This is a genomic window from Paenibacillus konkukensis (genome assembly GCF_023523925.1).
In the GTDB taxonomy this organism is placed as follows: domain Bacteria; phylum Bacillota; class Bacilli; order Paenibacillales; family NBRC-103111; genus Paenibacillus_S; species Paenibacillus_S doosanensis.
The window spans coordinates 822,660-849,496 of record NZ_CP027059.1 but is presented as its reverse complement, the minus strand read 5'-3'; the positions used below and the strand labels follow the sequence as shown (position 1 = coordinate 849,496).

At 54.9% G+C, this 26,837-nt stretch carries 20 protein-coding genes and 1 pseudogene; 15 read left to right on the top strand and 6 right to left on the bottom strand.

What is annotated here, in order from left to right:
* Position 1: 1 nt before the first annotated feature.
* Positions 2-226 carry an alpha/beta-type small acid-soluble spore protein gene (locus SK3146_RS03625; protein WP_249863794.1) on the bottom strand — a complete coding sequence of 75 codons (225 nt, stop codon included), beginning with the start codon at positions 224-226 and terminating at the stop codon, positions 2-4.
* A gap of 96 nt (positions 227-322) precedes the next feature.
* Between SK3146_RS03625 and SK3146_RS03620 the strand changes: the two genes are divergently transcribed.
* The gene (locus SK3146_RS03620; protein WP_249863793.1) at positions 323-943 is read left to right on the top strand and encodes an ATP-dependent DNA ligase; all 621 of its coding nucleotides are present in this window, start codon (positions 323-325) and stop codon (positions 941-943) included.
* A gap of 46 nt (positions 944-989) precedes the next feature.
* Positions 990-1,508 carry a GNAT family N-acetyltransferase gene (locus SK3146_RS03615; RefSeq protein ID WP_249863792.1) on the top strand — a complete coding sequence of 173 codons (519 nt, stop codon included), beginning with the start codon at positions 990-992 and terminating at the stop codon, positions 1,506-1,508.
* Positions 1,509-1,661: 153 nt separating this feature from the next.
* Here SK3146_RS03615 and SK3146_RS03610 read toward each other — a convergent pair whose 3' ends face one another.
* Both SK3146_RS03610 and SK3146_RS03605 read right to left on the bottom strand, forming a co-directional pair.
* Complete coding sequence (locus SK3146_RS03610) at positions 1,662-3,371, bottom strand: vWA domain-containing protein (RefSeq protein ID WP_249863791.1); 1,710 nt, start codon at positions 3,369-3,371, stop codon at positions 1,662-1,664.
* 89 nt (positions 3,372-3,460) lie between these two features.
* On the bottom strand, positions 3,461-4,762 hold the full coding sequence (locus SK3146_RS03605; protein ID WP_249863790.1) for an AAA family ATPase: 1,302 nt from the start codon (positions 4,760-4,762) through the stop codon (positions 3,461-3,463).
* 145 nt (positions 4,763-4,907) lie between these two features.
* On the opposite strand from SK3146_RS03605, the gene SK3146_RS03600 reads away from it, so the two are divergent.
* The 4 genes from SK3146_RS03600 to SK3146_RS03585 all read left to right on the top strand — a co-directional run bounded on the left by SK3146_RS03600 (position 4,908) and on the right by SK3146_RS03585 (position 9,431).
* Complete coding sequence (locus SK3146_RS03600) at positions 4,908-5,384, top strand: glutathione peroxidase (RefSeq protein ID WP_249863789.1); 477 nt, start codon at positions 4,908-4,910, stop codon at positions 5,382-5,384.
* A 290-nt stretch (positions 5,385-5,674) separates the two neighbouring features.
* Positions 5,675-7,369: a putative bifunctional diguanylate cyclase/phosphodiesterase gene (locus SK3146_RS03595; RefSeq protein ID WP_249863788.1), complete on the top strand. Its 1,695-nt coding sequence runs from the start codon at positions 5,675-5,677 to the stop codon at positions 7,367-7,369.
* A gap of 197 nt (positions 7,370-7,566) precedes the next feature.
* Positions 7,567-8,409 (top strand): ATP-dependent sacrificial sulfur transferase LarE, encoded by an 843-nt coding sequence (gene larE, locus SK3146_RS03590; RefSeq protein WP_249863787.1) that lies wholly within the window; start codon positions 7,567-7,569, stop codon positions 8,407-8,409.
* Positions 8,410-8,462: 53 nt separating this feature from the next.
* Positions 8,463-9,431, top strand: a complete 969-nt coding sequence (locus tag SK3146_RS03585; RefSeq protein ID WP_249863786.1) for a 2-hydroxyacid dehydrogenase — start codon at positions 8,463-8,465, stop codon at positions 9,429-9,431.
* Positions 9,432-9,671: 240 nt separating this feature from the next.
* On the opposite strand, the gene SK3146_RS03580 is transcribed toward SK3146_RS03585, so the two are convergent.
* Positions 9,672-11,825 carry a HelD family protein gene (locus SK3146_RS03580; RefSeq protein ID WP_249863785.1) on the bottom strand — a complete coding sequence of 718 codons (2,154 nt, stop codon included), beginning with the start codon at positions 11,823-11,825 and terminating at the stop codon, positions 9,672-9,674.
* Between the two features lie 200 nt (positions 11,826-12,025).
* Between SK3146_RS03580 and SK3146_RS03575 the strand changes: the two genes are divergently transcribed.
* From SK3146_RS03575 to SK3146_RS03545, 7 genes are all read left to right on the top strand, one after another.
* On the top strand, positions 12,026-12,982 hold the full coding sequence (locus tag SK3146_RS03575; RefSeq protein ID WP_249863784.1) for an ABC transporter permease: 957 nt from the start codon (positions 12,026-12,028) through the stop codon (positions 12,980-12,982).
* Positions 12,983-13,010: 28 nt separating this feature from the next.
* Positions 13,011-13,883, top strand: coding sequence for a carbohydrate ABC transporter permease (locus tag SK3146_RS03570; RefSeq protein WP_249863783.1), 873 nt, complete (start codon positions 13,011-13,013; stop codon positions 13,881-13,883).
* A gap of 113 nt (positions 13,884-13,996) precedes the next feature.
* A complete protein-coding gene (locus tag SK3146_RS03565; RefSeq protein ID WP_249863782.1) occupies positions 13,997-15,565 on the top strand; it encodes a type 2 periplasmic-binding domain-containing protein in 1,569 nt (522 codons plus the stop codon).
* A 77-nt stretch (positions 15,566-15,642) separates the two neighbouring features.
* Positions 15,643-16,662: a response regulator transcription factor gene (locus SK3146_RS03560; protein WP_249863781.1), complete on the top strand. Its 1,020-nt coding sequence runs from the start codon at positions 15,643-15,645 to the stop codon at positions 16,660-16,662.
* Entirely contained in the window at positions 16,662-18,488 is a 1,827-nt protein-coding gene (locus SK3146_RS03555) for a cache domain-containing sensor histidine kinase (RefSeq protein ID WP_249863780.1), read from the top strand. Before SK3146_RS03560 ends, SK3146_RS03555 begins: the two co-directional genes overlap by 1 nt.
* A gap of 77 nt (positions 18,489-18,565) precedes the next feature.
* Complete coding sequence (locus SK3146_RS03550) at positions 18,566-20,974, top strand: type IA DNA topoisomerase (protein WP_249863779.1); 2,409 nt, start codon at positions 18,566-18,568, stop codon at positions 20,972-20,974.
* A 69-nt stretch (positions 20,975-21,043) separates the two neighbouring features.
* A complete protein-coding gene (locus SK3146_RS03545) occupies positions 21,044-21,457 on the top strand; it encodes a DUF4395 domain-containing protein (protein WP_249863778.1) in 414 nt (137 codons plus the stop codon).
* Between the two features lie 640 nt (positions 21,458-22,097).
* On the opposite strand, the gene trhA is transcribed toward SK3146_RS03545, so the two are convergent.
* Entirely contained in the window at positions 22,098-22,742 is a 645-nt protein-coding gene (trhA, locus tag SK3146_RS03540) for a PAQR family membrane homeostasis protein TrhA (protein ID WP_249863777.1), read from the bottom strand.
* 320 nt (positions 22,743-23,062) lie between these two features.
* Positions 23,063-24,421: a poly-beta-1,6-N-acetyl-D-glucosamine N-deacetylase PgaB gene (locus SK3146_RS03535; RefSeq protein ID WP_249863776.1), complete on the bottom strand. Its 1,359-nt coding sequence runs from the start codon at positions 24,419-24,421 to the stop codon at positions 23,063-23,065.
* A 273-nt stretch (positions 24,422-24,694) separates the two neighbouring features.
* Here SK3146_RS03535 and SK3146_RS03530 point away from each other — a divergent pair, with 273 nt between their 5' ends.
* The gene (locus SK3146_RS03530) at positions 24,695-25,735 is read left to right on the top strand and encodes an ABC transporter substrate-binding protein (RefSeq protein ID WP_249863775.1); all 1,041 of its coding nucleotides are present in this window, start codon (positions 24,695-24,697) and stop codon (positions 25,733-25,735) included.
* A pseudogene (locus SK3146_RS03525) lies at positions 25,725-26,812 on the top strand (FecCD family ABC transporter permease). The gene SK3146_RS03530 and the pseudogene SK3146_RS03525 overlap by 11 nt, the downstream one beginning before the upstream one ends.
* The last annotated feature ends 25 nt before the right edge of the window (positions 26,813-26,837 follow it).

The following is a 26,837-nucleotide window of genomic DNA, read 5'->3' as shown; positions in this document are numbered from 1 at the left end:
TCTATTTGTGGAAGCCCGTCAATTGCTGCTCCGCGATTTGCACGAGACGGCGAACCATGTGACCGCCGATGGCTCCGGTATCTCGAGTAGCCATGTAACCGTAGTAGCCGTCGGCCGGAATTTGAATGCCGAGCTCTTGGGCGACTTCGTATTTCAATTGCTGCAATGCCTGAGATGCTTGTTGTACGACCAGTTGGTTGCTGCTTCTCGATTGGTTGTTTGCCATAATGGACACCTCGTTGTTTGTATTTGGTAAGTAATCATCCAGTAATGATATGTTCCCCCAGCAATTAACTAATTATTCATGCATAGGCCTCATGGTATGATGAAATTGGTGATGACCATGAAATTAAGTCCGATGCTGGCGGAGCATGCCGACAGTATCTTTAATGACGAAGCGTACGTATTTGAGCCTAAATGGGGCGGGCGGAGGCTTATTTTATCCCGCCAAGGCATTGAGACGCGGTTATGGCTGCGCGATAAGAACGAAGTGACGCGGCATTTTCCGGAGCTTCACCGGGTGCCGGCAGACGGTGATGTGGTGCTCGACGGCGAGGTATGCTGCCTCGATCCGCACACCGGGCGGTACGATCCTAAGCTGGCCGGAGACAGATTGCAAGCGAAAGGACATCAGCGAATCCGGGCTTATATGAAGCAGCGGCCGGCTTGCTATATCGTGTGGGATATCCTCATGTATAAAGGACGGGATTTACGGGGCCTGCCGCTAATGAAGCGCAGGTCCGTATTGGAGTCTGTACTGAAAGAAGACGAATATTTCCGGATTACGGAACAGGCGGACGGCAGGGGAGAAGATTTGTACCGGAAATCGCTCGCGGAGCAGCTGCCCGGCATCGTCGCCAAACGCAAAGACAGTCCGTATGTGTCCCGGCGTTCCCACGATTGGCTCGCGATAGCGCCTAAGCCGGACTCAGAAGGAATTTGAAAGAAGCAATCAATCGTAAAGATCATTCGAGAAGGGCTCTGTACCGATGAAGAATATGGAAAATATGGAGCGGCAGATACGCCGATTAGGTCACGATGACGTGGAAAAAATACGCAGTCTTATGACGGACGTCATCTCGCGGCTTCCCTCGCAAGCGTTATTCGCTATGGACGAGGAAGAATATTTGTACGAGCACATTGGCGACAAAGGGGAGATATACGGCGCCTTCCTTGACGGACGCCTTGTAGCGTATACGGTGCTGAAGTTTGCAGATAATCTCGGGAGAGAATTCGGCGTACCGGAGGAGGAATTGCCCTTCGTAGCGGTTCTGGACTCTACGGTCGTTCACGAATGCGCGCGAGGGCGCGGTTTACAAAGATATTTCCATCAATTGCGCGAGCAGCGCGCCCGCGAGAGACATTGCTTGTATTTGTATGCAACCGTTCATCCGGACAACAGGCCGAGCATTAACAATTTGGAGGCGGCCGGGCTGACGCGGCAGTTTACCCGTCCAATGTACGGGGGAAAGCTTAGACATTGCTACGCCAAACGGTTAACGGATTAACGAAAGAACGATGTGCCGCTCGGCAGGGAAGGATGCCGGATTTCAGGCTCGAATAAAGAACCGGCAGTCCGGCGCTTGAATGCTTGCTCCGGGACTGCCGGTTCTACGGTATGAAACGGGCCTGCATCTTCCGGCATGGCTGCCCGAAACGGATTAGCGCTTGCGGAATACGTCGAGCAGGAGCTCGTCCTTGATCGGGTCCTGGGACTCCCACGTAGCGGCGAAGCGCACTTGATGGGACACCCCCAGGATCTCGTAGCGATTCGCCAAGTGCTGCCGCGCGTTTCCGACGATCAGCGTGTGCAGCCGCACTTGCTTGCTCTTGCCGAGTTCGGCGAGCTGCTGCCGAACCGGGGCGCTGATGGTCCCGATCCCGTCGGTGACCATCACGAAGTCGGCATCCGTGAAGCGCGGATGCCCTTCCACAATCTCGATGCCGCGCTTGATCGGGGCATCGAAATGGGTGCCGCCGCCGAAGGCGAGCTGCGCCAGCGCGTAGAGCGCCGGCCAGTCCGGCTTGCGCCAGTACAGCGGCTGCTCGATCAGCTCGCCGCGCGCGCCGAACAGCAGCAGCACGAAGTCGCGGCGCTCCAGCAGGCTGAAGGCGGCGAAGGTCGCGACGAAGATTTGCGCGAGCCGCAGCTTGCCGCCGCGCATGGAATGAGACGTATCCAGCATACATAGCACCGGCCCCTTCTGGGGCTCTTCGTCATACCCGGATACGTTGTAAGTCAGCAGCTTGCGATCCAGCCACTTGACCGTAAAATATGCTTCGTAATCCGCATCGGCCAGCAGACTCGCTTCGCTCGGCAGCATATGGCTAATGTCGCCGGATTGCCTGAGATCGTCATACGCTTCCGGGATATGCGGGGAGCGCAGCTTCTTGCGCTGCACCTTCAAATGCTGAAGGTTGCGTCCGACCTCCTGCAGGAACGCGATCAGCTCGGGATGCCGCTTGAGCTTTTCTACCCACTGCAGGTAATTGGCGAACTGCTGCCGGTGCAGCCGTCCGAGATCGGCGCCCCAGCGGCGGTTGGCGATTCGCTGGCTCGCCTGCAGCAGCTCGTGAACGTTCAAACTCTCCAGTTCCTCAGTTTCCAGCGTTTCCTTGAGCGAGCGGCTGAGCCACTGTCCAAGCTGCTCTTCGAGCTGCCGGAACATGTCCTGGTCTCGTTTCGTAAACCGTTCGAGCTGCCTCTCGCGCTGCTGAAGCTCGGTCTCCGCCTTTTTCAGCTTGAGCCGGGCTTTGTCCCTGCGCGTGAAGTCGGTGCGCATTTCTTCTTGAAGCTCGACGATCCTCCGCTTCAGCCGGACAACTTCGGCTTCGACCAGAGGACGGGTATCGAGCGCCGCTTGCTTTTCCTCCACATTGCGCTTGCCTTGCTGCAGCGTATAGCCGACCAGCTTGAGCCGCTCCAGCTGCTTCTCCGACAAATGCTCGTTCACTTGCGCCTGCTCTTGGGCTTGCTGTTTCTGTTCATTCAAGCCCATCGCCGTCAAAATCCGCTCATCCTGCTTGCGACGTTTCACTTCGTCTGCGTAGCTGGCCGTGAGCCACATTAAGCTCTTCAGCGCGGTTTTGAACGAGGCGTTCACTTCACCGATCGTTCTCGGATGGATCGTCCGGTAAAAAAATTGCTGCCGCAGCTGTTCCACAAGCCAGCGGTGAAAGGCGGAGGCATCCTGAGCGCGATCGATGTCCGGCTGCGGCAAGTAAAAGCACATGAAAAAATCGGCGAACAGTTCGACCGTAAACCACGGCGAAGTCGCCTGCGCCTCGCGGACCCATTCCTGCGCCGTCCGCGAAGAGTGGACATACCCGTCAAAGACGAACCGGTCGATTCGGGCGCATTGTATGATCATAATTCGTCACCGCCGACAAATAGATTGAGAGGGCCGTTTGTTCAGCAGACTACTAGGAGTCTGTCTGATGTACTCCGTCGGACAGATTCCTAGAGCGTGTAATCGTACTGGACGCCTGGAATTTCGCGGTCGAACAGCGTCCGGTACAGTCCCTGCAGCGTCTGGAGAATGCGTTCTCCCTGGATACGCAGATGGGTATATTTGACCGCGAAGCGGTCGGTTTGCGTCAGCAGAAAGTTTTGATTGCGGATATAACCGGGCAAATCCTTTTCCCGCTGCTGCCACTGTACGAGCTTGCCGCGCAAGGCTCTTGCCGTTTCCTCCAGCTCGATGCGGCAGCTCTCCAGCTTATCCTTCATCTGTTCCTGGGCTTCCTGGCTCATGCGGCCCCCGACTTCCTTCTTGAACTGAAACGAATGCAGCTCGTCTTCCGTGCCGAGCCAGTGCTTGGCCGTTTGATCGTAGGCGCGCAGCGGCAGCTCGCGTTCGGATTCCTGCTTGAGCGCTTCCTGAAACTCCTTCTGGAACAGCTCCTGAAGCACGTGCAAATCCTCGGGGAAATCCCACAGCATATGCGGCGTATATACGGTGTCCCATACGTTGACGGTATTTCTGCCGTTAAGCGCAGCGGACGTTTTCCATACTTCTCCGATTTTGCGCCATCTGCGGTCGGAGAGGGAAAATTCCTTCGTTTCCATTTCCGTTTTCAACCGGTAGAGCATATAGATGAGCGTCTCCGGGATGGTTACGGCTGCAGCCGCCTTGCGTACGCTCTCCACATCCTTGACCGAAAGCAGGGAAGGCAGCGGCTCTGTCGGCAGCTGGAACATTTGCTCGTAGCTGGACATTTGTTTTAAAAATCCGACTTCGTAACGGATCAAGAACCGGTCGTACAGGGCGGCTAGCTGGTCGTTGTCCTCGGGCAGCTCGTTGGAGGCGGCCATCAGAAACACAAGAGGAACCTGCTCCTTCTCCCGCCCGTTGAAAAAGACGCGTTCGTTCAAAATCGACAGCAGCGCATTCAGAATAGCGCTGTTCGCTTTGAAAATTTCATCGAGAAAGGCGAAATCGGCCGAGGGCAAATAGCCCGCCGTTTGGCGCACGTAGACGTCCTGCTTGAGCTGCTGCAGCGAGACGGGGCCGAACATTTCATCGGGCGTCGTGAAGCGGGTCAATAAATAGTCGAACCATCCGCCGCCGCCGAACAGCTGGGAAACCGCGCGGGCCAGCTGCGATTTGGCGCTTCCCGGCGGTCCTATCAGCAGCGCGTTTTCATGACTCATCAGACCGAGCAGCAGCAGACGAATAAGCTCCTCGCGTTCCAGAAACCGTTCTTCCAGCAGCACGATGGCTTGCTCCAATTTATTTTGGATCGATTGGATATCGTTCATAAGGGGCCCTCCTAACCGTAGTCCATGGAAAGTTTAACCTTTACATTGTAACAAAATTGCTTTCGTTATACGAATCCGCCGAGGATTTTTATTCCAGCATTATTCATGTTAAGATAAAAGAAATCGAACTGAGGGAGGCATTCTGGTGGCATCCATTTATGATTTTTCCGTAACCGCGGCGGACGGCCGCACCAAATCGCTGGACGAGTACAAAGGGAAAGCCGTGCTGATTGTGAACGTAGCTTCCAAATGCGGATTTACTCCGCAATATAAGGGGCTTGAGCAGCTGAACCAAGAGTGGAAAGAGCGGGGGCTCGTCGTGCTCGGCTTTCCCTGCAACGACTTCGGAGGCCAGGAGCCCGGAACGGCCGAAGAAATTCAGCAGTTCTGCAGCATGAATTACGGCGTCACCTTCGAGGTGCTGGATAAGGTGAAGATTTTGGGAGAGGACAAGCATCCGCTGTACAAATGGCTGACCGAGCATGCGGAGCCGCAGGGCGACGTCAAATGGAATTTTGAGAAATTTCTCATTGACAAGGACGGACAAATCGCAGGCCGTTTCTCCAGCAGAGTGGCGCCGGAGGACAGCGAGCTTCGGGACGCAATCGCCAAACAGCTGTAATTTACGGACCGCCGGGAATGAACTGCGCCTCCAATGTTAGATCGTATCTAACAATTGGGGTGCAGTCCACCTTTGGCGGTTTTTTTATTGAAAAGATATTTGCCGGCGCTGGCAGCCGGAATACGGTATCCCCCAATCAATCGTATTTTTCCGGCATTATGTTCAAAAAATCATATAACGTTCGTGAAATAATACAAATTTCAACAAATTCCTATGCTTTTCGCCATGGATCGTTCGACCTATGCTATAATAACCGTACATAGCGTGGCAAGTAGGAGAGTGATTGCACCATGATTGATTCGGATCCGATCGGTCTTATAACATCGCATCCATTATTCCGGTTAAGCGGCGAAGCGATGCTGCTTCTGGATACACACGGTCACATCCTTAAAATTAATGCGGAGTGCGGCAGACTTACCGGCTATGATTTTCGGGCATTGAACCTGCGTCCGTTCGCATCCATGCTGTCGGCCGATGCAGCGGAGGCTTTCGCGGGCTATTTTCCAAGGGCGCTGCGGGGCGATACGCTTCAGGGAGAGCTCGAGTTTCGCCATCGTTCCGGCCATACGCTGAGCATTATGCTGCGGCTGATTCCGGTATGCGGCCAAGAAGAGCGGTTCGTGTATTTGATCATGAAGGATATTACCGAGCAGAAGCTCGCGTCCCGGCTTATCGAGCATATGGCTTATCACGATACGCTTACCGGACTGCCCAATCGTACTCTGTTTCAAATTCAATTGACACAGACGCTTGCCGCGGCAGGGAACGAGAGTCCGCCGGCCCCTTTTGCGATTATGCTGGTCAGCCTGGACCGGTTTCCGATCATAAACGAATCGTTGGGGCTTAGCTGGGGAGATTTGCTGCTGAAGCAAGTCAGCGAGCGGCTGCAGCGGCGGATAGGCCGTGCGGATCTGATTTGCCGTCTCGGCAATCACGAGTTTGCGCTACTGTACAAGACGGACGCCGATCCCGACTTTATTATGGAAGAAGCGCGGATTATTCATGAGAAGCTGATGGTTCCCTACGCCGTATACGACCGGGAGCTGACGATTCCGGGCAATATCGGCATCGCGCACTACCCACGGGACGGTACCGACATGAACAGTCTGATCCGGCACGCGGCGAAGGTGCAGACGAAGGAGCGCGAGAAGGGGCAAAGGCTGTACCGCCATACGCGGGACGAGCTGATGAACGATCCGCTGCAGCGGTTGGAGCTGGAGCACGATCTGCGCAAAGCGTTGGAGCGCGAGGAATTCGAGCTGTATTACCAGCCGCAATACGATATCCGCAACAACCGGCTGATCGGTATGGAAGCGCTGATCCGCTGGAACCACCCGAAGCACGGTATGATCTCCCCGGTTCAATTCATCCCGCTGGCGGAAGAGACGGGGCTCATTGTAGCCATAGGCGAATGGGTGCTAAGGACGGCCTGCAGCCAAAATAAACGCTGGCAGGACAGCGGTTTGCCTACGCTGATCGTTTCGGTCAATTTGTCGTTGCGACAATTCCAGAAGCATAATCTGGTAGGAGATATTTTGGGCATTCTGAGGGAGAGCGGCCTGAAGCCGCATTACCTGGAGCTGGAAATTACCGAAAGCATGGCGATGGATAATGTGGACCGCGTCATCCGCAAGCTTAACGAGCTCAAATATTGGGGAATCCGCATATCGATGGACGATTTCGGCACGGGCTACAGCTCGCTGCATTATTTGCGGAAAATCCCGTTACATAAATTAAAGATCGACCAGTCGTTCATCCGCGACCTCAGCACCGATCCGGACAGCGCGGCCATCGTATCGACAATCATAGCGATGGCGAACCATCTGAAGCTGGAGGTTGTGGCCGAAGGGGTGGAAACGGAAGAAGACCTGCGTTTTTTACTGCAGCAAAATTGCGCGCACGGGCAAGGTTATTTTTTCAGCCGGCCGCTTCCGATCGGGGAGTTCGAACGGCTGCTGCACCGCGAGCGTGCGGGAATCCGATAAAGTTTACTTACTTACCTTGATGAAACCCCTTTTTCTGCCGCACAAAAAAGACTATAATGAAATGAACCCGGTCCGAGCATGTTACAAGGACATCGGTAGACGTCTAGTTCTTTGCACACGATTGCAAAGTAATATCGAGTATCCGAAAATCAATGATATACGGATTCCGCATGGAATTCTTCAGGAGGCATACAAAGATGGAAAGCATGGAACAAAAATATGAGAAACTCGGGGACATTCTCCGTTCGATGGATAAAGTGGTCGTCGCTTTTTCCGGCGGCGTCGACAGCGCTTTTTTGCTGAAAGCCGCGCTTGAATTTCTCGGTCCGGAACGGGTGCTGGCCATTACGGCCGATTCGGAGACGTATCCGGTCAGGGAGAAGGAGGAAGCCATCGTTCTAGCCCGAGAGCTGGGAGCCGTACACGAAGTGATTCATACCAGCGAGCTCGACATTCCGGGTTACGCCGAAAATCCGACGAACCGCTGCTATTTTTGCAAAAATTCATTGTTCGATCATCTGATTCCGATCGCAGAGGCACGGGGCTACGAGTATGTCGTGTTCGGAGCGATCGCCGACGATCTCGGCGAGCATCGGCCGGGCTTGCAGGCGGCTCATGAAAAAGGGGTCAGAGCTCCGCTATTGGAGGCGGGGATTAAGAAGTCCGAGATCCGTCATATGTCCCGCGGGTTCGGGCTGCGCACATGGGATAAGCCTTCGTTCGCTTGTCTATCGTCGCGGATTCCTTACGGGGAAGCGATAACGGCGCTGAAGCTGTCCATGATCGACCAAGCGGAAGATTTTCTGATCCAGCTTGGATTCCGTCAGGTCCGAGTCCGTCAGCATGACAATTTGGCGAGAATCGAAGTTCCTGCGGCGGATTTGGCCGAAATGCTCGCCGTCGCCGATACGGTTCACGCCAAGCTCAAGGAAATCGGCTATGCGTATGTAACGATGGATTTGAAAGGGTACCGCTCGGGAAGTCTTAACGAAGTGCTTAGCCCGCAGCAGCAGGCGGTCCACGCCGAATCCGTAAAATAAACTTAAGCGTTGAATGAGGGGAGCGAAGCGCGTTGGCACATAAACCGAAAGTAATGATTACCCGAAAATTGCCCGATTCTGTGCTTGACTATTTGAACGAGCATTGCGATTGTACCGTATGGGAGGGTCAAGGCTCTATCCCGAGGGAAGAGCTGCTCTCCGTCATTAAGGATTACGAAGGCTTAATCGTATCAGCCGGACCCGTGAACGCGGAATTGATCGCGCATGCTCCCCGGCTTAAAGCGGTGAGCACCGTATCCGTCGGCTATAATCATTTTCATACCCAGGACATGTTGGCAGGAGGCATTATCGGCACGCATACGCCTTATGTGCTGGACGATACGGTCGCCGATCTGGTCATGGCGCTGATGCTGTCGTCGTCGAGAAGAGTAGCCGAACTCGACCGGCTCGTCAAGCAAGGGAAGTGGCAACGCGGCGCGATCAAGGAAGATCAGTGGTTCGGCCTCGACGTGCATCATACGACGCTCGGCATCATCGGGATGGGCCGGATCGGCGAAGCGATTGCGAAGCGGGCGGTGCACGGCTTTGATATGGAACTGCTGTACTATAACCGCAGCCGCAAGCCGGAGACGGAGGAGAAGTTCGGAGCAAGCTACTGCGCGCTGGAAGATCTGCTTCGGAGGTCGGATTTCGTCGTTCTGATGACGCCGCTGACGCCGGAGACGGTTCATTATATCCGCAAGGAGCACTTCGAGCTGATGAAGCCGAGCGCGTTCTTCATCAACGCGTCGCGCGGGCAAACGGTGGACGAGCAGGCGCTGATCGAAGCGCTGCAAAGCGGCCAAATTCGCGGAGCGGGCTTAGATGTATTCGATACCGAGCCGGTGTCGCCGGACAATCCGCTGCTGAAGATGGATAACGTAGTGACGCTGCCCCATATCGGCTCGGCGACATCAAGAACGCGCTATGATATGGCGATGCTGGCGGCGCAAAATCTGGTCGGCGCTTTGACCGGAGGCAAGGCTTATGTAGTGCCGGAGCTGCAGGCTTTGGTTAAATAGAGTGCAGTCGAAGAGAAGCGGCGCGCTGGAACCGAAAGGTTCGGCGCGGCCGCTTTTTTATCAAAGCGTTAAAAAAGAGGTACAGACGAACATCCCCGAGGCCATGTTCATGAACTTCAGACCATTCAAATAAACAGCCTGATTTTGCAAAATGCGCAAAGAAACCGTTCCTTTCGTAAATGGCGGATGGTACTTCCATTGACTCAAGAACGGTTTCTTTTTGTTCAACAATTATAAAAACTATTCGCTTACTGCGAAATCTCCCTGTATGCTTGCGATTAACGGGGAAGGCGTGCCGTCGTACCACAGCTGAAGCGAGTGCAGCGCGCGGGTACAGCCGACGTAGAGCAGTTTGGCGTCCTGCGGCATTGCCGAGTAATGGTCGGGATCGGCGTCGACAATGATGACGGCGTCGAATTCCAGCCCCTTGGCCATAAACGTCGGCACGATCGAGAGGCCGCCTTCATAATGCTGCTGTCCGGCCCCGATCAGATGAACCTGCATGCCTTCGGCGGTCAAGCTCCGGTGCAGCTGCTCGCACCGCTCCTCGGTGCGGGCCAGCACGGCGACGGTCGAGACTTCGCCGGACTGCAGACGGCGCATTTCCTGCTGCAGCTGTCCTGCAAGCTGGGCTTCGCCCACCTGCCGGATCTTGACGGGATCTCCGCTGCGGAAGACGGGCTCTGCAAGCACGGATGGCTTCTCCGCACTGTTCATTAAGACGGCATTGGCGAAATAGATGATTTCCATAGTCGAGCGGTAGCTGCGGTTCAGCTGGAAATAAGCCGTTTTTTCCGCTTCGAACAGACTCATAAATTCCTTCCAATCGTGAATGCCCTGGTATGCATGAATGCCTTGGGATAAGTCGCCCAATATCGTAAACGACTGGTTTCTTGTATGCATGTTAAGCAAAGTGATCTGAAACGGGGAAAAGTCCTGCGCTTCGTCGATCACCGTATGATCGAAAGTCAGCTCGCCGTGTATGCCGTAAAACCGGGAACGAATGAATAAAAGCGGGGCGAGATCTTCCGGCTGCACGAGCTTTTTTTTCAGCAGCGCCTGCGTCTCTCGTATCAGCTCGGGCGAAAGCTCCGCAAGCAGTTCCGAGGAGAGGTAGGCGGGGGGCTGCGGCCCCAACAGCTCTTTGTAGAAGGTGAACGGCGTGTATTCCGTCCACTGCTTCGTATACTCGCGCAGCCGCTGGGCGGCCTTCTTCTTATATTCTTTCTTCAGATGGACTTCCCATACTTTGTCGAGCTCCATTTCCTGCCACCGCTTGATTCTTGCCAACACCCGCTCGCGCCGCTTCATCAGCGGCTCATGCTTGTTCTCGACGTCGTACCATTGGCGGATCGTCGCCGCCGGAAGCTTGGTACCGTCCCAAGGGGAGTAATCCGCTTGCGGTCCAGCCGAGGCTTCATATTGCTGCAGCGCGCGGTCGAGCCAGCGCATGAAGCCCACGGAGCCTTTGACCCGTCCCGGAGCCGAATCGTCCATCGTCGGCCGCTGACCGCCGATCTGAAACCAGTACCGCAGCCGCTGCGCCTGATCGGCGGGCTTGACTTCGTGATCCAAGAGCTCCAGCGCCCAATCCGTGAAGGTCGTCTGCTGGATATGCCCGACGCCGAGCTCGGGAAGCACCCCTGAGATATAGTCGAGGAACATGCGGTTCGGCGCAAATATAATCATCCGCTCGGCGCGGACTTGATCGCGGTATTGATACAATAAAAAAGCCAGCCGGTGAAGCGCGACCGTCGTTTTTCCGCTTCCGGCCACCCCTTGAATAAAAAGAGCGCTGTTCTTGACGGCACGGATAATCGCATCCTGCTCAGCCTGAATGGTAGAGACGATGTCCCTCAGTCTGTTGTCCTTGTTCTCGCCGAGCCGGTACAGCAGAAATTCGTCGGTGACGGCCATATTATCGCCTGCCCGATCGAACGTGTCGACGACGCGCTGCAAAATCTGCTTGCGGATGACCAAGTTCCGCTTCAAGTAAACGAGTCCTTCGACCATTCCGTCGGGGGAATCGTAAGTAACCGCTTCATTGCCGCCGGTAAAGGAATAGAACAAGCTGGCAACCGGCGCTCTCCAGTCGATGACCATGAGCTCCAGCGTCGGATCTTTCTCCAAACCGACCTTTCCTATATATAAGGGAGTTGGATTATGATGGCCGCTTTCCTGAAAATCCAGTCTGCCGAAATAAGGCTCCGACTGCGCCACGGCCAGATTGCGGCGCCGGCCCTCCCGTATCGATTCCAGCACCTGCTCGGTATGCTCGTGACCCGTGTACGGGGGAATTTTAGCTAACTCGGCGAGCTGCCGGTCAATTTCTTTAAACGTTTCCTCAAGCCGATTCAATTCTTCCTGATAAGCGCTTTGCACACTGGACTCCAAGACGATAAACCTCCATTCGTTCCAACCCTAGTTTTAAAAGACAGGAGATCTACTATATCATAATTGCTTTGGAAATTGCAACCAAGCGAGAAAACGTAAAAAAACACAACTCACTACAAGTCAGTCCATTGTTGGACAAGCGGCCGCCAAGTACAATTTAGTTACAATAACTTTCACGAAAACTAGAGGAGGGGTGTAGTATGGCAAGCAAAATTCAAGCTTCTGATCGGGTACAAGTAAACTTTAAATCCGGCAATGCCAAGACGGCGTTTATCCGTAAATATTTTGCCTTGTATCTTATTTCAGTTCCAGGAATTATTTTCTTCCTGTTGTTCAAATACGTGCCGCTGTTAGGCTCGGTTATTGCCTTTCAAGACTACAACATTTTTAAAGGGATAACGGGGAGCGAGTGGATAGGGCTCGCGAATTTCAAACGCATGTTTGAATACACGGAGTTTATTACGATTTTGAAAAATACGTTATTGATCGGTCTGTACGACCTGGTATTTGCGTTTCCGGTGCCGATCATCCTGGCGCTGCTGCTTAACGAGCTGCGGATTATGGCGTATAAACGGATTATCCAAACGGTTGTATATATGCCGCACTTTCTGTCTTGGGTTATCGTCGGCGGTATCGTCGTCGGCCTGTTGTCTCCGACAACCGGCTTCGTCAATCAAATTTTGTCTACCTTCGGCATCGAGCCGATCTACTTCCTGGGCGATAATTCGTACATCCGTACGATCTTGATCGGATCGGGCGTATGGAAAGACAGCGGTTGGGGAACGATCATCTATTTGGCGGCTATCGCGGGGATTAACCCGGATTTGTACGAAGCGGCGCAAATCGACGGCGCGAGCCGCTGGCGTCAGACGTTCTCGATCACGCTGCCGACGATTTTGCCGACCATTACGATTTTGCTGCTGCTGCATATGGGCAACTTCCTCGATTTCGGCTTCGAGCGCGTCTACATTTTCCTTAATCCGCTGAACAGCGAGAACGGGGAAATACTGGATACTTACGTATACCGGGCGGGCCTGGTCGACCGTCAATACAGCTATACGACCGCGATCGGACTGTTCAAGTCGCTTGTCGGTCTGATGCTCATCGTAATCGGCAATACTTTCAGCAAAAAAGCTACGGGAGACGGTCTCTACTAGGGAGCCTGTTCTATGGAGGTGAAACGATATGGTTATCAGCAAAGGTGTAAAAACATTTAACGTCATTAACATCGTATTTTTGACTTTATTGGGATTAACGATGGTGCTGCCGCTGCTGCACGTGATCGCGCAATCGTTCAGCAACAGCGTCGCGATTAATAAAGGTCTCGTCTATTTTTGGCCGGTCAGCTTTACGACGGCGAACTATACCAGCATTTTGAAAGACCAGACGATCTGGATTGCGTTCCGCAACAGCGTGTTCATTACCGTGGGCGGTACCTTGATCAATCTGCTCGCAACGGCTTCGCTTGCGTATCCTTTATCAAGACAGGAATATCTTGGACGCAAAATCGTTTTGATTATGGTGCTCATTACATTGATTTTTCATGCGCCGCTCATTCCGAACTATCTGCTGCTCAAAAACATTAAAATGCTGGATACCTTGTGGGTGCTTATGATTCCTACGGCGATCAGCGCGTACAACTTGTTCGTCATGCGGTCCTTCTTTATGAACTTGCCGAACGAGCTGTTCGACTCCGCACGGATTGACGGCTGCGGCGAGATGGGAATGCTGTGGAGAATCGTGCTGCCGCTGTCCAAGCCGGCGATGGCTACGATGGGTATTATGTACGCGGTATCGAACTGGAATACGTATTCCGCAGCGATTTATTATATCAACAGCCGTTCGCTGATTCCGCTGCAGGTGCGGCTTCGCGAGATGATCATTACAGACCAATTCGGAGCCTCCGACTCCTCCGCGCTGGATTCGGCGATGGATCTGTCGCCCGAAGGGCTTAAAATGGCGGTTATCGTCATAGCTACGATACCGATCATGCTGGTGTATCCGTTCCTGCAAAAGCATTTTATTAAAGGGATGCTGGTAGGCTCGATCAAATCATAAAAAAACACAACCTTCCGTAATTTTAGCAATTCTGCTTCAGGGTCAGTTAGGTTATGATACGAATGTAAACGCAACCAAACAGATTTCAAGACTCTAAAGGGAGAAGGGGTAATATGAAAAAGACAGTAAGCCTGGTAATGGCATCTGTTCTGGCGGTCGGCTCCATTGCGGGCTGCTCGAGCGGATCGGGTTCCAAGGAAGCGGAAGGAAGCGGCGGAGGGGCTGCAGCGCCTGCGGGTCCTTTGAAATTCTCGATTTCCTTCCCGACGACGACGGGCGACGGTTACGGGCAAAAACAACCGGATCTGAGCAAAGAAAAATGGGTTCAGCGTCTGGATAAGTTGACCAACACGGAGCTGGATGTTAGGCTGATTCAGAGAGAGAAGATGAGCGTGCTGTTCGCGGGCAACGATATTCCGGACGTGCTGGGAAGCCTTGATTTGCCGACAGGCAAAGACATGGCCGGTTCGGTAGAAGCCGGCGTGTTCCAGCCGCTCGACGATCTGCTGAAGCAATACGCTCCTACGCTGCTGAAGAAGGTGCCGAAAGCGGCATGGGATTCCGTTACGTATAACGGCAAAATTTACGGCATTCCCGACTACTTGACGAACCCGTCCCGCCGCGGCACGTACATCCGTACCGACCTGCTGGAAAAAACGGGGCTTCCGGTACCGAAAACCGTCGACGAATATTTGAACGTGCTGCGCGCATTCAAAAAGCTGGGAGTAGAAAATCCTTACCAAATGCGCGAAAATTTCAAATACGCCGATACGTTCCTGGGCGCGTTCGACGTGCTTCCTTACAAGGATCAGTTCGAGGTGCAGGGCGATCAGGTGGTGCCGAAATTCTTCGATGTCGAGAATATGCAGAAAGCGCTGCAAACCTACAAGACGATGTATGACGAAGGCTTGATCCCGAAAGATTTCGCCACGATCTCTTCGACGGATTACAGCAAAAACATCAACGCAGGCAAATCCGGTATGTGGTCGGCTAACGTAGGAGGAGGCTTGGCTAACTTCCGGACGAACATAATGGCGGTAGATCCGAGCGCAAAAGTGGATGTTATCGCTTCTCCGAAAGGTCCCGAAGGCAAAGGCGGATACTTCCTGTATTCCCCGATGGTCCGCACGTTCTACCTGAACAAGAATGTGGACAAGGATAAAGCGGCCGGCATCATGAAATACTTCGAATGGATGACGACCGACGAAGCGGCTAAATTTTTCAGCCTCGGCGTCGAAGGCGAGAACTATACGGTCGAGAACGGGCAAATCAAGTATAAAGCGCCTACGAACAAGGATGAAACGGCTGAAGAAGGATGGCGTACAACGCTGTGGGTCGGCCAAGATTCCACCTACAACAAATTGCAGCTGGAGCAAAGCAAAGACGGCAAAGATACATTGACTGCGTTCGATACGATTCTTTCCAAAGAAGGTCTTCCGGGTATCGGCTTCTATCCGGACCTGAAAGCATTCTCCAAATATCCTGACTTGACGCCGCTCGGCGACACAGGCCCTAAACTGATCATCGATCACATGGTCAAAATGATTTACGGCAAAGAGCCGATCTCCGATTGGCCGAAAGTTATCGAAGAGTACAAGTCCAAAGGCGGCAACGAGATTATTAAAGAAGCTACGGAACGATATAATAAGAAAGACGGCGTATCTCTCTTTAACAATCAATAATGAATAAGCATCTACCCGGATCGGCATCGAAAAGGGTAGATGCTTTTCCCGTTTTCGCGAGAAGGAGGATTTCCTGCATGCAATTACTGATCGTAGATGACGAACCGATTATTCGTAAGGGTCTCGCTAAGATGGCGGAGCAGTGCGAGCTTCCGTTATCCGGCATCGAGACGGCTACCAATGGGGTTCAAGCTTTGGAAATCATCCGGGAGCAAGTTCCGGACATTATCTTTACGGACATAAGAATGCCGAAGATGGACGGTCTGGAGCTGTGCAAGCAGCTTCATGAGCAGTATGCGCACATCCCTATTGTCGTTATATCCGGCTATTCCGATTTTGAATACGCGCAAAAGTGCATGTCCTACGGCGTTAAGCATTATTTACTCAAGCCCGTTACCAAAACGGATGTGGCCGATATATTGGAGACGCTGATGAAAGCCAAAACAAAGGGGTTTTTGTCGCTGACCAAGTACGAGGATTGGATCGAGCAGGTGGAGCATGCGATTTGGATGCTCAATCTGGAAGAGGTGGAGCGGCTTACCGAGCAGTGGAAGCAGTACTGCCTGTCCTCGGAGTTGAACGTAGCGCAGCTGAAGGAGCTGCTGAAGGAATGCATTACGATGCTGGTCAAACGTCTGGCCCGCAAATCCATCACGGTTGCGCCTGAGAAATCGGAGGAACGGTTTCTTACGCGGGAGGAGGCTTTCGCCGACTTCGACCGTCAATTAAAACAGCTGACCGCCGAGCTGACGGTGAAGCGGAGCGGCAACTACAAGGACCCGATGAAAGAGGCGAAATCGTATATAGACAACCATTTGTCCCAGGAAATTACGCTGGAGGAAGTGGCGGATATGGTCGGTTTGACGCCGACATATTTCAGCTCTTTGTTTAAGAAAATGACAAGCGAGACGTTCGTACAGTACCGGATTAAGAGGCGGATCGAGCTGGCGCAGAAGCTGATGGCCGTCCCTCATCTGAAAATGAGCGATATTGCGGCGGAGGTCGGCTACGAGGATTACCCGCATTTTACGAAAATGTTTAAGAAAATGACCGGTTATTCGCCTTCCGAGTACCGCAGCATATTGGGGATTAAATAATGAAGGGCAATTTGTCGCGCAAGCTGCTCACGTACTTTTTGATCGTGATCGTGCTCTCTCTCTCTTCCGTAGGCGTAGTGACGTATACCCGCGCATCCAAGGAGCTGGACGAGCAAAGCGCACGTCATATGTCGCAGATCGTCAATAACGCGATGTACCAAACCGATCTGTATTTGCAAAATTACGATCGTGCCATGACTTCGCTTCTGTCCAACCAGGATGTGAAGCAATTTATCGATATGCCGCGGATCGACGGCTACGATTATTACAGCTTTTATTCCTCGATCAAGGCGTACGGAATCAAACCGCTGTTTATCAGCAACCCGGAGATCAATAACGTCTATATTATCAGCTATAATGAAAACGCGATCTTCGCCTTTAACAGCGGCTATGACCAGCCGCTCTCCCCGTCTGAGGTGCATGAGCAGCTGCAGATGCTGAAGCAGCGCACGAAGGACAACGGCCTTCTCAGCGCCTTGAATACGACGATTCTGCCGGAGCGGAAAAATAGCGTGATCACGCTGGCGCGGAAAATCAAGGGGCTGTCGTCGCCGAATTTTAACGGCATTCTCGCTTTCGAGGTACAGTCGAGGGAGCTGTCGACGCTGTGGGGAGGCATCGATCTCGGCGAGGAAGGCTACTTCTTCATTATGGATGAATCCGGCGAAATCGTGTACCATCCGCAGCGGGAGATGATCGGAACGATGGTGCCGGACAAGCTGCGCGAGCAGATCGGCGCCTCCGACGCGCAGATGTTCGAAGGCGGCGAGGGTAATAAGAAGCAGGCGTTCGTCAGCCGCAAATCCGCTTATTCGGGCTGGACGCTGGTCGTGTCCATGCCGCTGGACCAGCTGAAAAAACCGATTTCCAGCATCCGCACGACTACGATCGCCATCGGTCTGGTGACGCTCGTCCTCGCCATATGGCTGTCGCAGCGGTTCGGCCTATCGATTACCCGGCCGATCCGCGTGCTCAAAAACGGCATGAGGCAGACGGAGAAAGGAAACTGGGTCACGATTCCGGTGAATCATTATGAGCCCAAGGACGAGATTGATGAGCTGACCTTCAGCTACAACCTGATGGTGAAGCGGCTGTCGGAGCTGGTGAAGCAGGTGTACGAGGCGGAATTGACGAATCGGGAGACGCAGCTGGAGCGGCAAAAGGCCGAGTTTCAATCGCTTCAGATGCAGATCAACCCGCATTTTCTATACAATACGCTGGAGACGATCGCCTGCTATGCGGCATTGAAGGATTCGGACGAAATATCGGAAATCGTCAAGGCGATGGCGTATATGCTTCGTTATTCGGTGCAAACGAATCTTGAGGAGATTACGGTGGCCAATGAATTGAAGCATGTGCTTACGTATATGGTCATTCTCCGGCATCGGATCGATTATGAATTCGAAATCGACGCCGCAGTGCCGCCCAAGTATTTGCTGCACAAAATGGTACGGCTTACGCTGCAGCCGCTGGTGGAAAATATTTTCCAGCATGCCTTTCCCGAGGGGGTGGAGCCTCATCATTACATCCGGGTCGACGCCGGGGAGGAGGACGGCATCTTCTGGGTCAGCGTCGAGGATAACGGAGAGGGCATTCCCGAAGCCAAGCTGGCCGAGTTGAACGAGAGGCTGAGCTCCTACCGTCTGACCGACGATCATGGCAGCAAGGAGCGGGTTACCGGAGGGATCGGAATCGTCAATGTGCACCGCCGCATTCAGATGGTGTTCGGCGAGGAATACGGCCTGCGAATCGAGAGCAAAGCGGGCGAAGGTACGAAAATATTCATGCTTATGCCAATGTCTTCCCAGGGCAGAAGCGATCAATGACGATTTACAAATCGTCATTTTTTCGTTACCATGGCGAATATGGGAACTATTGTCCACGGTAGGGAGCGAACATATTTTTGAAAACATTAATCATTGCCGAAAAACCCGATATGGGGAGAAACATCGCCGCGGCCATCGATCCGAAGGCGAAAAATCACCGTACTTACATTGAGGGCGAGCAGTACATTATTACATGGGCGATCGGGCATCTGATCGGGCTGGCGGAACCGGATGCGTATGACGATAAATATAAAAAGTGGAATTTCAACGATTTGCCGATTATTCCGGGCACGTTCAAGCTGGTTCCGAATTATAAGACGAAGGACCAGCTAAAGGTGATCGCCGAGCTGGCCAAGCGCAGCAAAGAGCTTGTCAATGCTTGCGACGCCGGGCGAGAGGGTCAGCATATTTTCTCGCTTATTCAGCGCCATTTGAAGCTGAGGCATCCGGTTAAACGGCTGTGGATATCCGACTTGACCCCGGAGACGATCCGCAGAGGCTTTGCCGAGCTGAAGGAAGGATCGGAATACGATAATTTGACCAAGGCGGCCAGGGCGCGCAGCGAAGCGGATTGGCTGATCGGGATGAACGGCTCGCGGGCGTTTACGACGAAGCACAACGAGCTGCTCTCCGTAGGCCGCGTTCAGACGCCGGTGCTGGCGATTTTGTATGACAGGCAGAAAGAGATCGAAGCGTTTCGATCCAGCAAATTTTACGAGGTCGAGGCGCTATTCCGGCAAGGCGAGACGGAATACAAGGGCCTGTGGCAAGGGGAGCGGTTGACCGATCCCGACAAGGCCGCCGCGCTTGCGGCCAAGCTGAAAGGCAAGCCGGGCGTCATCGCCAGCTATGAGGTGAAGGATACGAAGGAGTATCCGTTCCGGCTGTACGATCTGACGCTGCTGCAGCGCGAAGCGAACGCGAAATACGGCTATTCGGCGAAGAAGACGCTGGATATCGCCCAGTCGCTCTACGAGAAGCATAAGGTGATCAGTTATCCGCGGACGAATTCGAACTATGTGACGGAGCAAAACATCGCCGAAATGCATCGTTCCTTGGATCAGCTGCGCGGGACTTCATACGGAGATTTGGCGGAGCAGGCGGACAAGCGGCTGGTGCACAAAAACAATCGGGCGGTTTGCAATCCGGCGAAGGTCGAGGACCATCACGCGATTCTCCCGACGCATAAAAAGGCGGGCGGCTTGTCCGCGGACGAGCAGAACGTATACGATTTGATAGTGAGAAGATTCCTGTCCCACTTCTATCCGGCGGCGGAATACAAGGTCCATACGGTCTTGACGGAAGTGGAGCGCGAAACGTTCAAAAGCACGATCAAGCAGCTGCTGTCCCTCGGCTGGAAGGTGATCTACGAAGACCAGAAGAAGGAACAGGCCAAACGCAAAAGCAAGACGGATAAGGAAGGTGAAGAGGAGCCGGAGGAAGAAATCAGCACTCCGTTCAGTCTGAATGCCAAGGAAGGCGTCCTGTGCGCCAAAACGGCGGCCAAGGAGAAGGAGACGCAGCCTCCTAAAGCGTATACTGAAGGCACGCTGCTGAAGGCGATGGAAGGCGCAGGCAAGCAGGTGGAGGACGAGGAGCTGCGCGACGCGATGAAGGATTCGGGTCTAGGCACGCCGGCTACGCGCGCTTCCGTCATCGAGCGGCTGAAGCAGGTCGGCTACATCGTCATGCAGGGCAAGCGGATCGTCATTACGCAGAAGGGGCGCACGGCGGTGGAGCTGATCCGGGGGGCGGGCGTCGATCTGCTGACGTCGCCCGAGATGACCGGCCATTGGGAGCGCCGCCTCAATGAGATTGCCCGCGGGTTGGCCTCGGACGAGGCGTTCATGGCCAACGTAAAGAAATTTACGAACCTGATCGTCGATAAGGTTCGCGTGCAATCGAAGGCCGACAAGACGGCCTTCGAAGGCGAAGCCCCGTCCGCAGGCGCAGCCAAGCGGACGCGCAAAACCCGCGCCGCCGCCGGCTCCGGCGCGAATGAGGCCGCCGCGGCACCGGCGGCCAAGCGCACGCGCGCCGCACGCAGCGCGGGCGCGGCGAAGACGCCCGCGAGCGGTACGCGCTCGCGGCGCAGCACGGCCGCGGCCGCCGTCGGCGGGGCCGCGGAAGGGGCAGCGCAGCCGGTGCGGGCTGCGGCAGGCGCTGCTGCGCCGGGGGCGCCGGCGCAGGCCGAGGCGGCGCGGCCGGGCATCGCGGCGTGCCCGCGGCCCGGCTGCGGCGGCCGCATCATCATGGGCCGCCGCGGCTACGGCTGCACCGAATACAAAGCCGGCTGCGGCTTTGTCATCTGGAAGGACAGCTTCGGCGCCTCGCTGTCCGAGACGGCGGTGCGCTTCCTCATCGAGAAGGGCCGCACCGCGCTTATGCAGTTGACCGACGAGAACGGCAGGCCGGTCGAAGGCCGGCTGGCGCTGGCCGATCGGTCTACGGGGAGGCTCACCGTCGAGTCCGTGTCCGCAACTTAGCGGGCGCTTCGAACATCGCCGTTTAGCGTATCGCGACCAAATTTCATATTTAAAGGGAGGCGCCGCGTCATGCAAGAAATACCTGTCCCTTACGTCAGGGCGAATCAAGCGGGAATTGTTCTGTTCATACTTTTGGCTATGCTGTTTCGGCAGCCCGCCTTCATCGTCGTGCTGTGGGCCATCCAAGTGATCGGTTTATGGCAGGGAGCGCGCGGCAATTTGTTTATCGTCGCCGCGGCGCCGCTGCTGAAGGGCCGGATTGCCGGAGCGGCGACGGAAGCGAGAGAGCTGCAGCGGTTTAACAATGCCATCGCCGTAGCTTTATTGACGGTGGCGACGCTAGCCTTCTTGGCGAACGCCCACTCGATCGTCGGCTATATTGCCGCCGGTATGGTTGCGGCCGCAGCCCTGGCCGCGCTGTGCGGCTACTGCGTCGGCTGTTTCCTTTATTATCAGTTCAAGAAAAATTTCAGAAGAAAATAAGCAAAATGAACCTTCAATCCGTTACGAACCGCACGCTCCGATTGTTAGGCATTGCCTAACAGTCCGGAGTCGCAGCTTCAGCGGAGCGAAGGTTTTTTTGTCCGCATAGGCAGACTCTCGAACACCCCGAAAGTTGGGATGAGGCAGTCCCGAGGCTCAGTCCGTGCGCGTGGAACCTTGCATGAACCGTTTCTCTAAGTTTAACGGACGCCATGGAGCTAAATTCGCCGTAAACAGACATTTTTTAAACGGGACGGACATCACGGAACTTAAATGCCTGAAATGCTTGACCAAGGAGGCTGCGCTGGGCCAGTAGCTGCAGCTGTGTCCGTTAGAAATCCAAAATGGCCGATAGGGTTTATATAACGGCCGCTGTGTCCGCTGCGAGTGTACGGCGCCAAGCGGGCGGGGAGAAAGTGGGAAAAGCGTAAACGGTCGCCCTTGCAGCCGGATTTCCCTCCCGCATGAGAGATTCAAAATGAAAGAAATCCGGCTGCAACAGCGAGTGGAAACCTCTATGGGCCGTAGGCCGCGATTAGAGAGCGGAAACCTCTATCGACCGCAGCCCGCGAATCGAGTCGCGAATCCAGTCCATCGCCATGCTTTTATGAATCATGCCGGTACCGGCATACCTGCATTTTCAGCGGTTGAAGAGGGGCATGACATAGCCGTACACCGCGATGAAATGGCAGGCGCTTCCGGCGACGACGAAGCAATGCCAGACAGCGTGATGATAACGCATTTGGCGCCAAAAATAGAAGATGCTGCCTGTGCTGTACAGCATAACGCCGGCTACCAGCCAGGCGACGCCCGCCGGCGGCATCAACTGCTGCAGGGGACGGATAATCAGCACGACCAGCCAGGCCATCAGCAAATATTGGCCTATCGAGAGCTGCAGAAACCGCCCGGGATACTTCAGCTTCATCGCAATGCCGATCAACGCCAGCGTCCAGACGGCCGCCAACATGCAGACGCCCACGGTTTCCGAGCGGAGGGCGAGCAGGAAGGGGGTGTAGGTTCCGGCGATAAGCAAATAGATGGCCGCGTGATCCCAAGTTTCATAAACGGCGATCCGCCGTTCCTCCTTGGAGCTGTGCAGCAGAGTAGACGAGACGTAGAGCAGTAGCAGCGAAGCTCCGAATACGCCGCCCCCGAGCAGCGTCAGCATATTGCCCGATTGCCATGATCGCATGAGCAGCATTATGAGCGCCGCCGCGCTTAGCACGGCTCCGAAGCCGTGGCTGACCGCGTTAGCCCTCTGTTCCTTCCATGATGTGGAAGTCATCTTCGCATTCACTCCGATTACGATAAAATAAGCGGTTCGCCGCTGATCCTATCATTCCCGAAAATTCGTTTTTTTACCAACATAGTCATGCGTGATTTTACTGAAGCGACCGAACGGCATACCGAGACCGCCGGTCGGATCGCAACGATACATGATCATGGTCGGCCGGAATCTACCGTCATCGCTCCTGACGCAAGCGCATCGGTTCGCATCCCATCGCATCGCATCCCATCGAAAATCACATCGAAAGTCACATCGATAAAATAAGCGGCCTCTTCAGGCCGCGTACTACCGATGAATCAACATGCCCGGTTCTCCCGTCAGAGGCTGGAGTTTTTGTCCGTGCCGTCCACCTTAATATGATAAGGGGCCGACATCTCGTTGCCGCGCTTTTCCGGAAAAAGCCACAATTCGGGAGTGTCCTTAATACCGGAGACGGACAATTCGAACGCTTCCTTGGGGAATTGCCCGCTTCGGAGCCAGACCGTACTCCCGTCGACCTTCACATGATCCGGATATAAGGGGTGGCTCGAGGACTTACGGCCGGTTACGATCTCATATCGGTCGGGCGGCGAGGCTGAGGCGGGATCAACCCGCTTTTGAAAAACGATCTTGACTCGCTCTTCGCCATGCCGTTCGGCCCGCACCGGCTGCGGCTGCTCCGTGTACATGGCCTTGCCAAGATGGTGCTCGTAAGCGGTCCATGTCGCATAACCGAGCGCGCCGGATACGGCGGCGAACCGCTCCAGCCAACCGCGGGAGCGCCGCATCGGCTTCAGGGAGCCGATATCCGTCTGCAGTCCCAGAGGCAAGCCGGGATGCAGCACGCGGACTCTTGCGACGAACGGTTCGTAGCGTTTGGCGTAGTCCGCAGGCAGTCTCCAGCGCATCCAATCGGGCCAATGCGTCTGAACGAAATGCGCGTCGGGACGGACGGTCGAGACCATGGACACGGCGTCGATGCCTTGGTATTCCCGCAGCTTGCCGACGGCGTCCGGGCCCGCATCGACCCCAAGCGACCACGTCGCGATACGAATATCGGGACGCGCTTCCCGGACACCGCCGGGACCGTTGATGATTTCGAACAAAAACCGGTTTACGGCGTCTACGCGAAACTCGATCCATTGCCGGTAGAGGATCGGATTGCTTTTATAATAATGCGGCGACGAGGAGTAGCGAAATTCCGGGATGGGAGAGCCGTATTGCAGCTTGAACTGCGCCCGGGCATAGGGGCCCAAGTCGCCGTAGACGCCGCTGGACAGCCCGTTCCACTCGGGAAAATACGGCTCCGCGATCTCGAAGCCGTCAAAGGGATATGTACGCACGAGATCTGCGGCGGCCTGCTTTTTCCATTCCGTATAACGGTAGCTGAAAGGGGAGAGGCGATAATAGCCGTCATGAACCGGCTTCAGAAGCTGCATCTGCCAGTCCGGCCAATCCTTCGGCAAATGGGCGGTCGTATAGGCGCCGTTGCCGAGAACCATAGCCCAGACGGTCATTCCCTCTCTGTGCAATCGGTCGACCAGCTTGCCGTTTACTTTTGTTTCGTCGGTTACGAAATAATGAACGACACGGTACCCTGCGGCCAGCAGTTCATCGGCTATGCTCTGCTCGGAGCGGTTCGAATAGTAGGGGAAGGACGGATCGATTTGAATGGACGGACCCAGTAAAGATTTCATTGCCTCACCTCCGCGCTAGTCTGCAGCAACCGCCGCCCGTTATTCTATCATACCCTTTTATGCATATGGCGTTCAAAGCGGGATATATACCAAAGCGTGGGGCCGCCTGCGCTGATCGTCGCCGGTTTGAAACGGCGGGCGGCGAGGCCGGGCGTGTTTACCTTGCGGCACGCCAATTTTCGATTGACGGGTGAAATGAAATCCATTACACTATAAATCGTAATTATTACTATAGTAAAAATTACAATTAGATAAAATGAGGAGAGGTTCAGATTGCTGTCAAAACCGAGATACGCTTCTTACATAACGGTAGTTTCCACGCTATTGGCTATTGCTTTGTTGTCGGGCTGCGGAACCGAACCCGCGGGAACGGCCCCTGCCGGCAGGGGAGAGCTTCCGGATGCTCCTGCGGCGGTGAACGCATCCGGCGGGAATAACTCGCAGGAAGCCGCCGTGTTCGCGCAATGGGAGGACAGCACCGGCAAACAGGTGGTGCTGCACAAAAAGCCGGAGCGGATCGTCGTATTGAATCCGGAATACTTGGATCTGTTATATTCCGTCGGCGGGCAAGCGGTCGGAAGAACGGATACGCCGGACATTCAGCCGCCCAAGGGAGCGGAGCAGGCGGTCAGCGTCGGACAGTTGAGCAGCCCGAGCTTGGAACAGCTGGTGGCGCTCAAGCCGGATTTGGTCATCGGCCACCCGCAATTTCACAGCTCGTTGCAGGAGGCGCTGGCGGCGAGCGGCATTCCGTTGGCGCTGATGCGGCTGAATTCTTATGAAGACATTATCCGGCAGACCCAGCTGATGGGGAAGCTGGCCGGCACGGAGCCTCATGCGACGGAGCTGCTCGCCGCGCTGGACGGGCGCTTGCAGCAGCTGTTATTCAAGCGGCCGGCAGAGACGAAAACATTTGCGATGATGAACGTGACGCCGGCCAGCATATCTCTGCAGCGCAGCGATACGACAGGACTTGAAATAGCGAAGCTGCTCAAGCTGACGAATGTGGCGGAGACGCTGACGCCTTCGCAGAAGAGCCCGACCACGACGCCTTATAGTCTGGAAAAGCTGGTGGAGCTGGACCCCGATTACATCTTTATCGTCATTCACGGCAGTAAGGATACCGGGGAGCGGAAAATCAAGTCGGATCTGCAGAGCAATCCTGCCTGGAGCTCGCTAAGGGCCGTTAAGGAAGGAAGGATGATCATCGCCCCGTCGTCTTTGTTTTTGACGAACCCCGGCTTGAAGCTCGACGAGTCTGTTCTGTACATGGGCAAGCTTGTGTATCCGGAGATATACGGCCATGCCGATTAAACCTTCCGCCGAAGTTCAGCCTGCTCATGCATCGCCGGAGGGGAAAAGGAAGAACCAATCGCGGCCGGGAAGAGAGCGGACCGACAGGATGGGAACGAGAGTGCGAGTGCCCGCAGCAGCGCTGTTCATCATGCTCTTTCTCGGTTTATCGCTTCTTTTCAGCGTAGCGAGCGGTGCGGTGGCTATTCCTGTCAAGGATGTGGCGGGTTATTTGTTTACCGGTAAGACGGGGGCGCTGCGGGAGGTGCTGTGGAACATCAGGCTGCCGCGCACGATCGTCGCCGCGCTGGTGGGAGCGAATCTCGCCGTTGCCGGCGTTCTGCTGCAAGGCGTTATGCGAAATCCGCTCGCCGACCCGCATATTATCGGAGTCTCTTCGGGGGCCGGGCTGTCGGGCATCATCCTTCTGATTTTGTTTCCGCATATGCAGGGCATGTTAACGCCGGTCGCCTTCCTCGGTGCGACGGCCGCCGCGCTGTTCATCTATCTTCTAGCCTGGAAAAACGGCATTAGCCCGATGCGGGTCATTCTGGCCGGAGTAGCGGTATCCGCTTTTCTGGGATCGGGCATTTCGGCGCTGTTAACGTTCTACAGCGACCGGGTGCACGGCGCGCTTGTATTTCTTGTCGGGGGTTGGCCGCCAAAAGCTGGCCTCATGTCGGTATTATTTTACCGTATACGCTAATCGGCATTACGGCTGCTCTTATCGGTTCGGGCAAAATGAACGTGCTGCTGCTGGGAGACGCTCAGGCGCGAAGCCTGGGGCTGCCGGTGGAAGCCGTTCGGCTTTTTCTGACGGCCGTCGGCACGCTGCTTGCGGCAAGCGCCGTCAGCGTTGCCGGCTTGCTTGGCTTCGTCGGATTGATCGTGCCGCATTCCGCGCGGCTTCTGGTCGGCGGCGATAATCGCCTGCTTATCCCGGCGTCCGCGCTTCTGGGGGCCGGCGTCGTCACTTGCTGCGATACGGTGGCGAGATTGATTTTTGCGCCGGTGGAGCTGCCTGTCGGCATTATTATGGGGGCGCTGGGCGCGCCGTTTTTTCTCTACTTGTTAAGAAGGAAAGGGGATCGGGTATGAGCGTTCTGGCGGCTCGTTCGCTGCG

What these genes read in the sequence shown, in the direction of transcription:
- SK3146_RS03585 (WP_249863786.1), top strand. Translation starts at nt 8,463, where the DNA reads ATGATTACCCGAAAATTGCCCGATTCTGTGCTTGACTATTTGAACGAG.
- SK3146_RS03570 (WP_249863783.1), top strand. Translation starts at nt 13,011, where the DNA reads ATGGTTATCAGCAAAGGTGTAAAAACATTTAACGTCATTAACATCGTA.
- SK3146_RS03615 (WP_249863792.1), top strand. Translation starts at nt 990, where the DNA reads ATGAAGAATATGGAAAATATGGAGCGGCAGATACGCCGATTAGGTCAC.
- SK3146_RS03620 (WP_249863793.1), top strand. Translation starts at nt 323, where the DNA reads ATGATGAAATTGGTGATGACCATGAAATTAAGTCCGATGCTGGCGGAG.
- trhA (WP_249863777.1), bottom strand. Translation starts at nt 22,742, where the DNA reads ATGACTTCCACATCATGGAAGGAACAGAGGGCTAACGCGGTCAGCCAC.
- SK3146_RS03565 (WP_249863782.1), top strand. Translation starts at nt 13,997, where the DNA reads ATGAAAAAGACAGTAAGCCTGGTAATGGCATCTGTTCTGGCGGTCGGC.
- SK3146_RS03545 (WP_249863778.1), top strand. Translation starts at nt 21,044, where the DNA reads ATGCAAGAAATACCTGTCCCTTACGTCAGGGCGAATCAAGCGGGAATT.
- SK3146_RS03555 (WP_249863780.1), top strand. Translation starts at nt 16,662, where the DNA reads ATGAAGGGCAATTTGTCGCGCAAGCTGCTCACGTACTTTTTGATCGTG.
- SK3146_RS03560 (WP_249863781.1), top strand. Translation starts at nt 15,643, where the DNA reads ATGCAATTACTGATCGTAGATGACGAACCGATTATTCGTAAGGGTCTC.
- SK3146_RS03575 (WP_249863784.1), top strand. Translation starts at nt 12,026, where the DNA reads ATGGCAAGCAAAATTCAAGCTTCTGATCGGGTACAAGTAAACTTTAAA.
- SK3146_RS03605 (WP_249863790.1), bottom strand. Translation starts at nt 4,762, where the DNA reads ATGAACGATATCCAATCGATCCAAAATAAATTGGAGCAAGCCATCGTG.
- SK3146_RS03535 (WP_249863776.1), bottom strand. Translation starts at nt 24,421, where the DNA reads ATGAAATCTTTACTGGGTCCGTCCATTCAAATCGATCCGTCCTTCCCC.
- larE (WP_249863787.1), top strand. Translation starts at nt 7,567, where the DNA reads ATGGAAAGCATGGAACAAAAATATGAGAAACTCGGGGACATTCTCCGT.
- SK3146_RS03610 (WP_249863791.1), bottom strand. Translation starts at nt 3,371, where the DNA reads ATGATCATACAATGCGCCCGAATCGACCGGTTCGTCTTTGACGGGTAT.
- SK3146_RS03625 (WP_249863794.1), bottom strand. Translation starts at nt 226, where the DNA reads ATGGCAAACAACCAATCGAGAAGCAGCAACCAACTGGTCGTACAACAA.
- SK3146_RS03595 (WP_249863788.1), top strand. Translation starts at nt 5,675, where the DNA reads ATGATTGATTCGGATCCGATCGGTCTTATAACATCGCATCCATTATTC.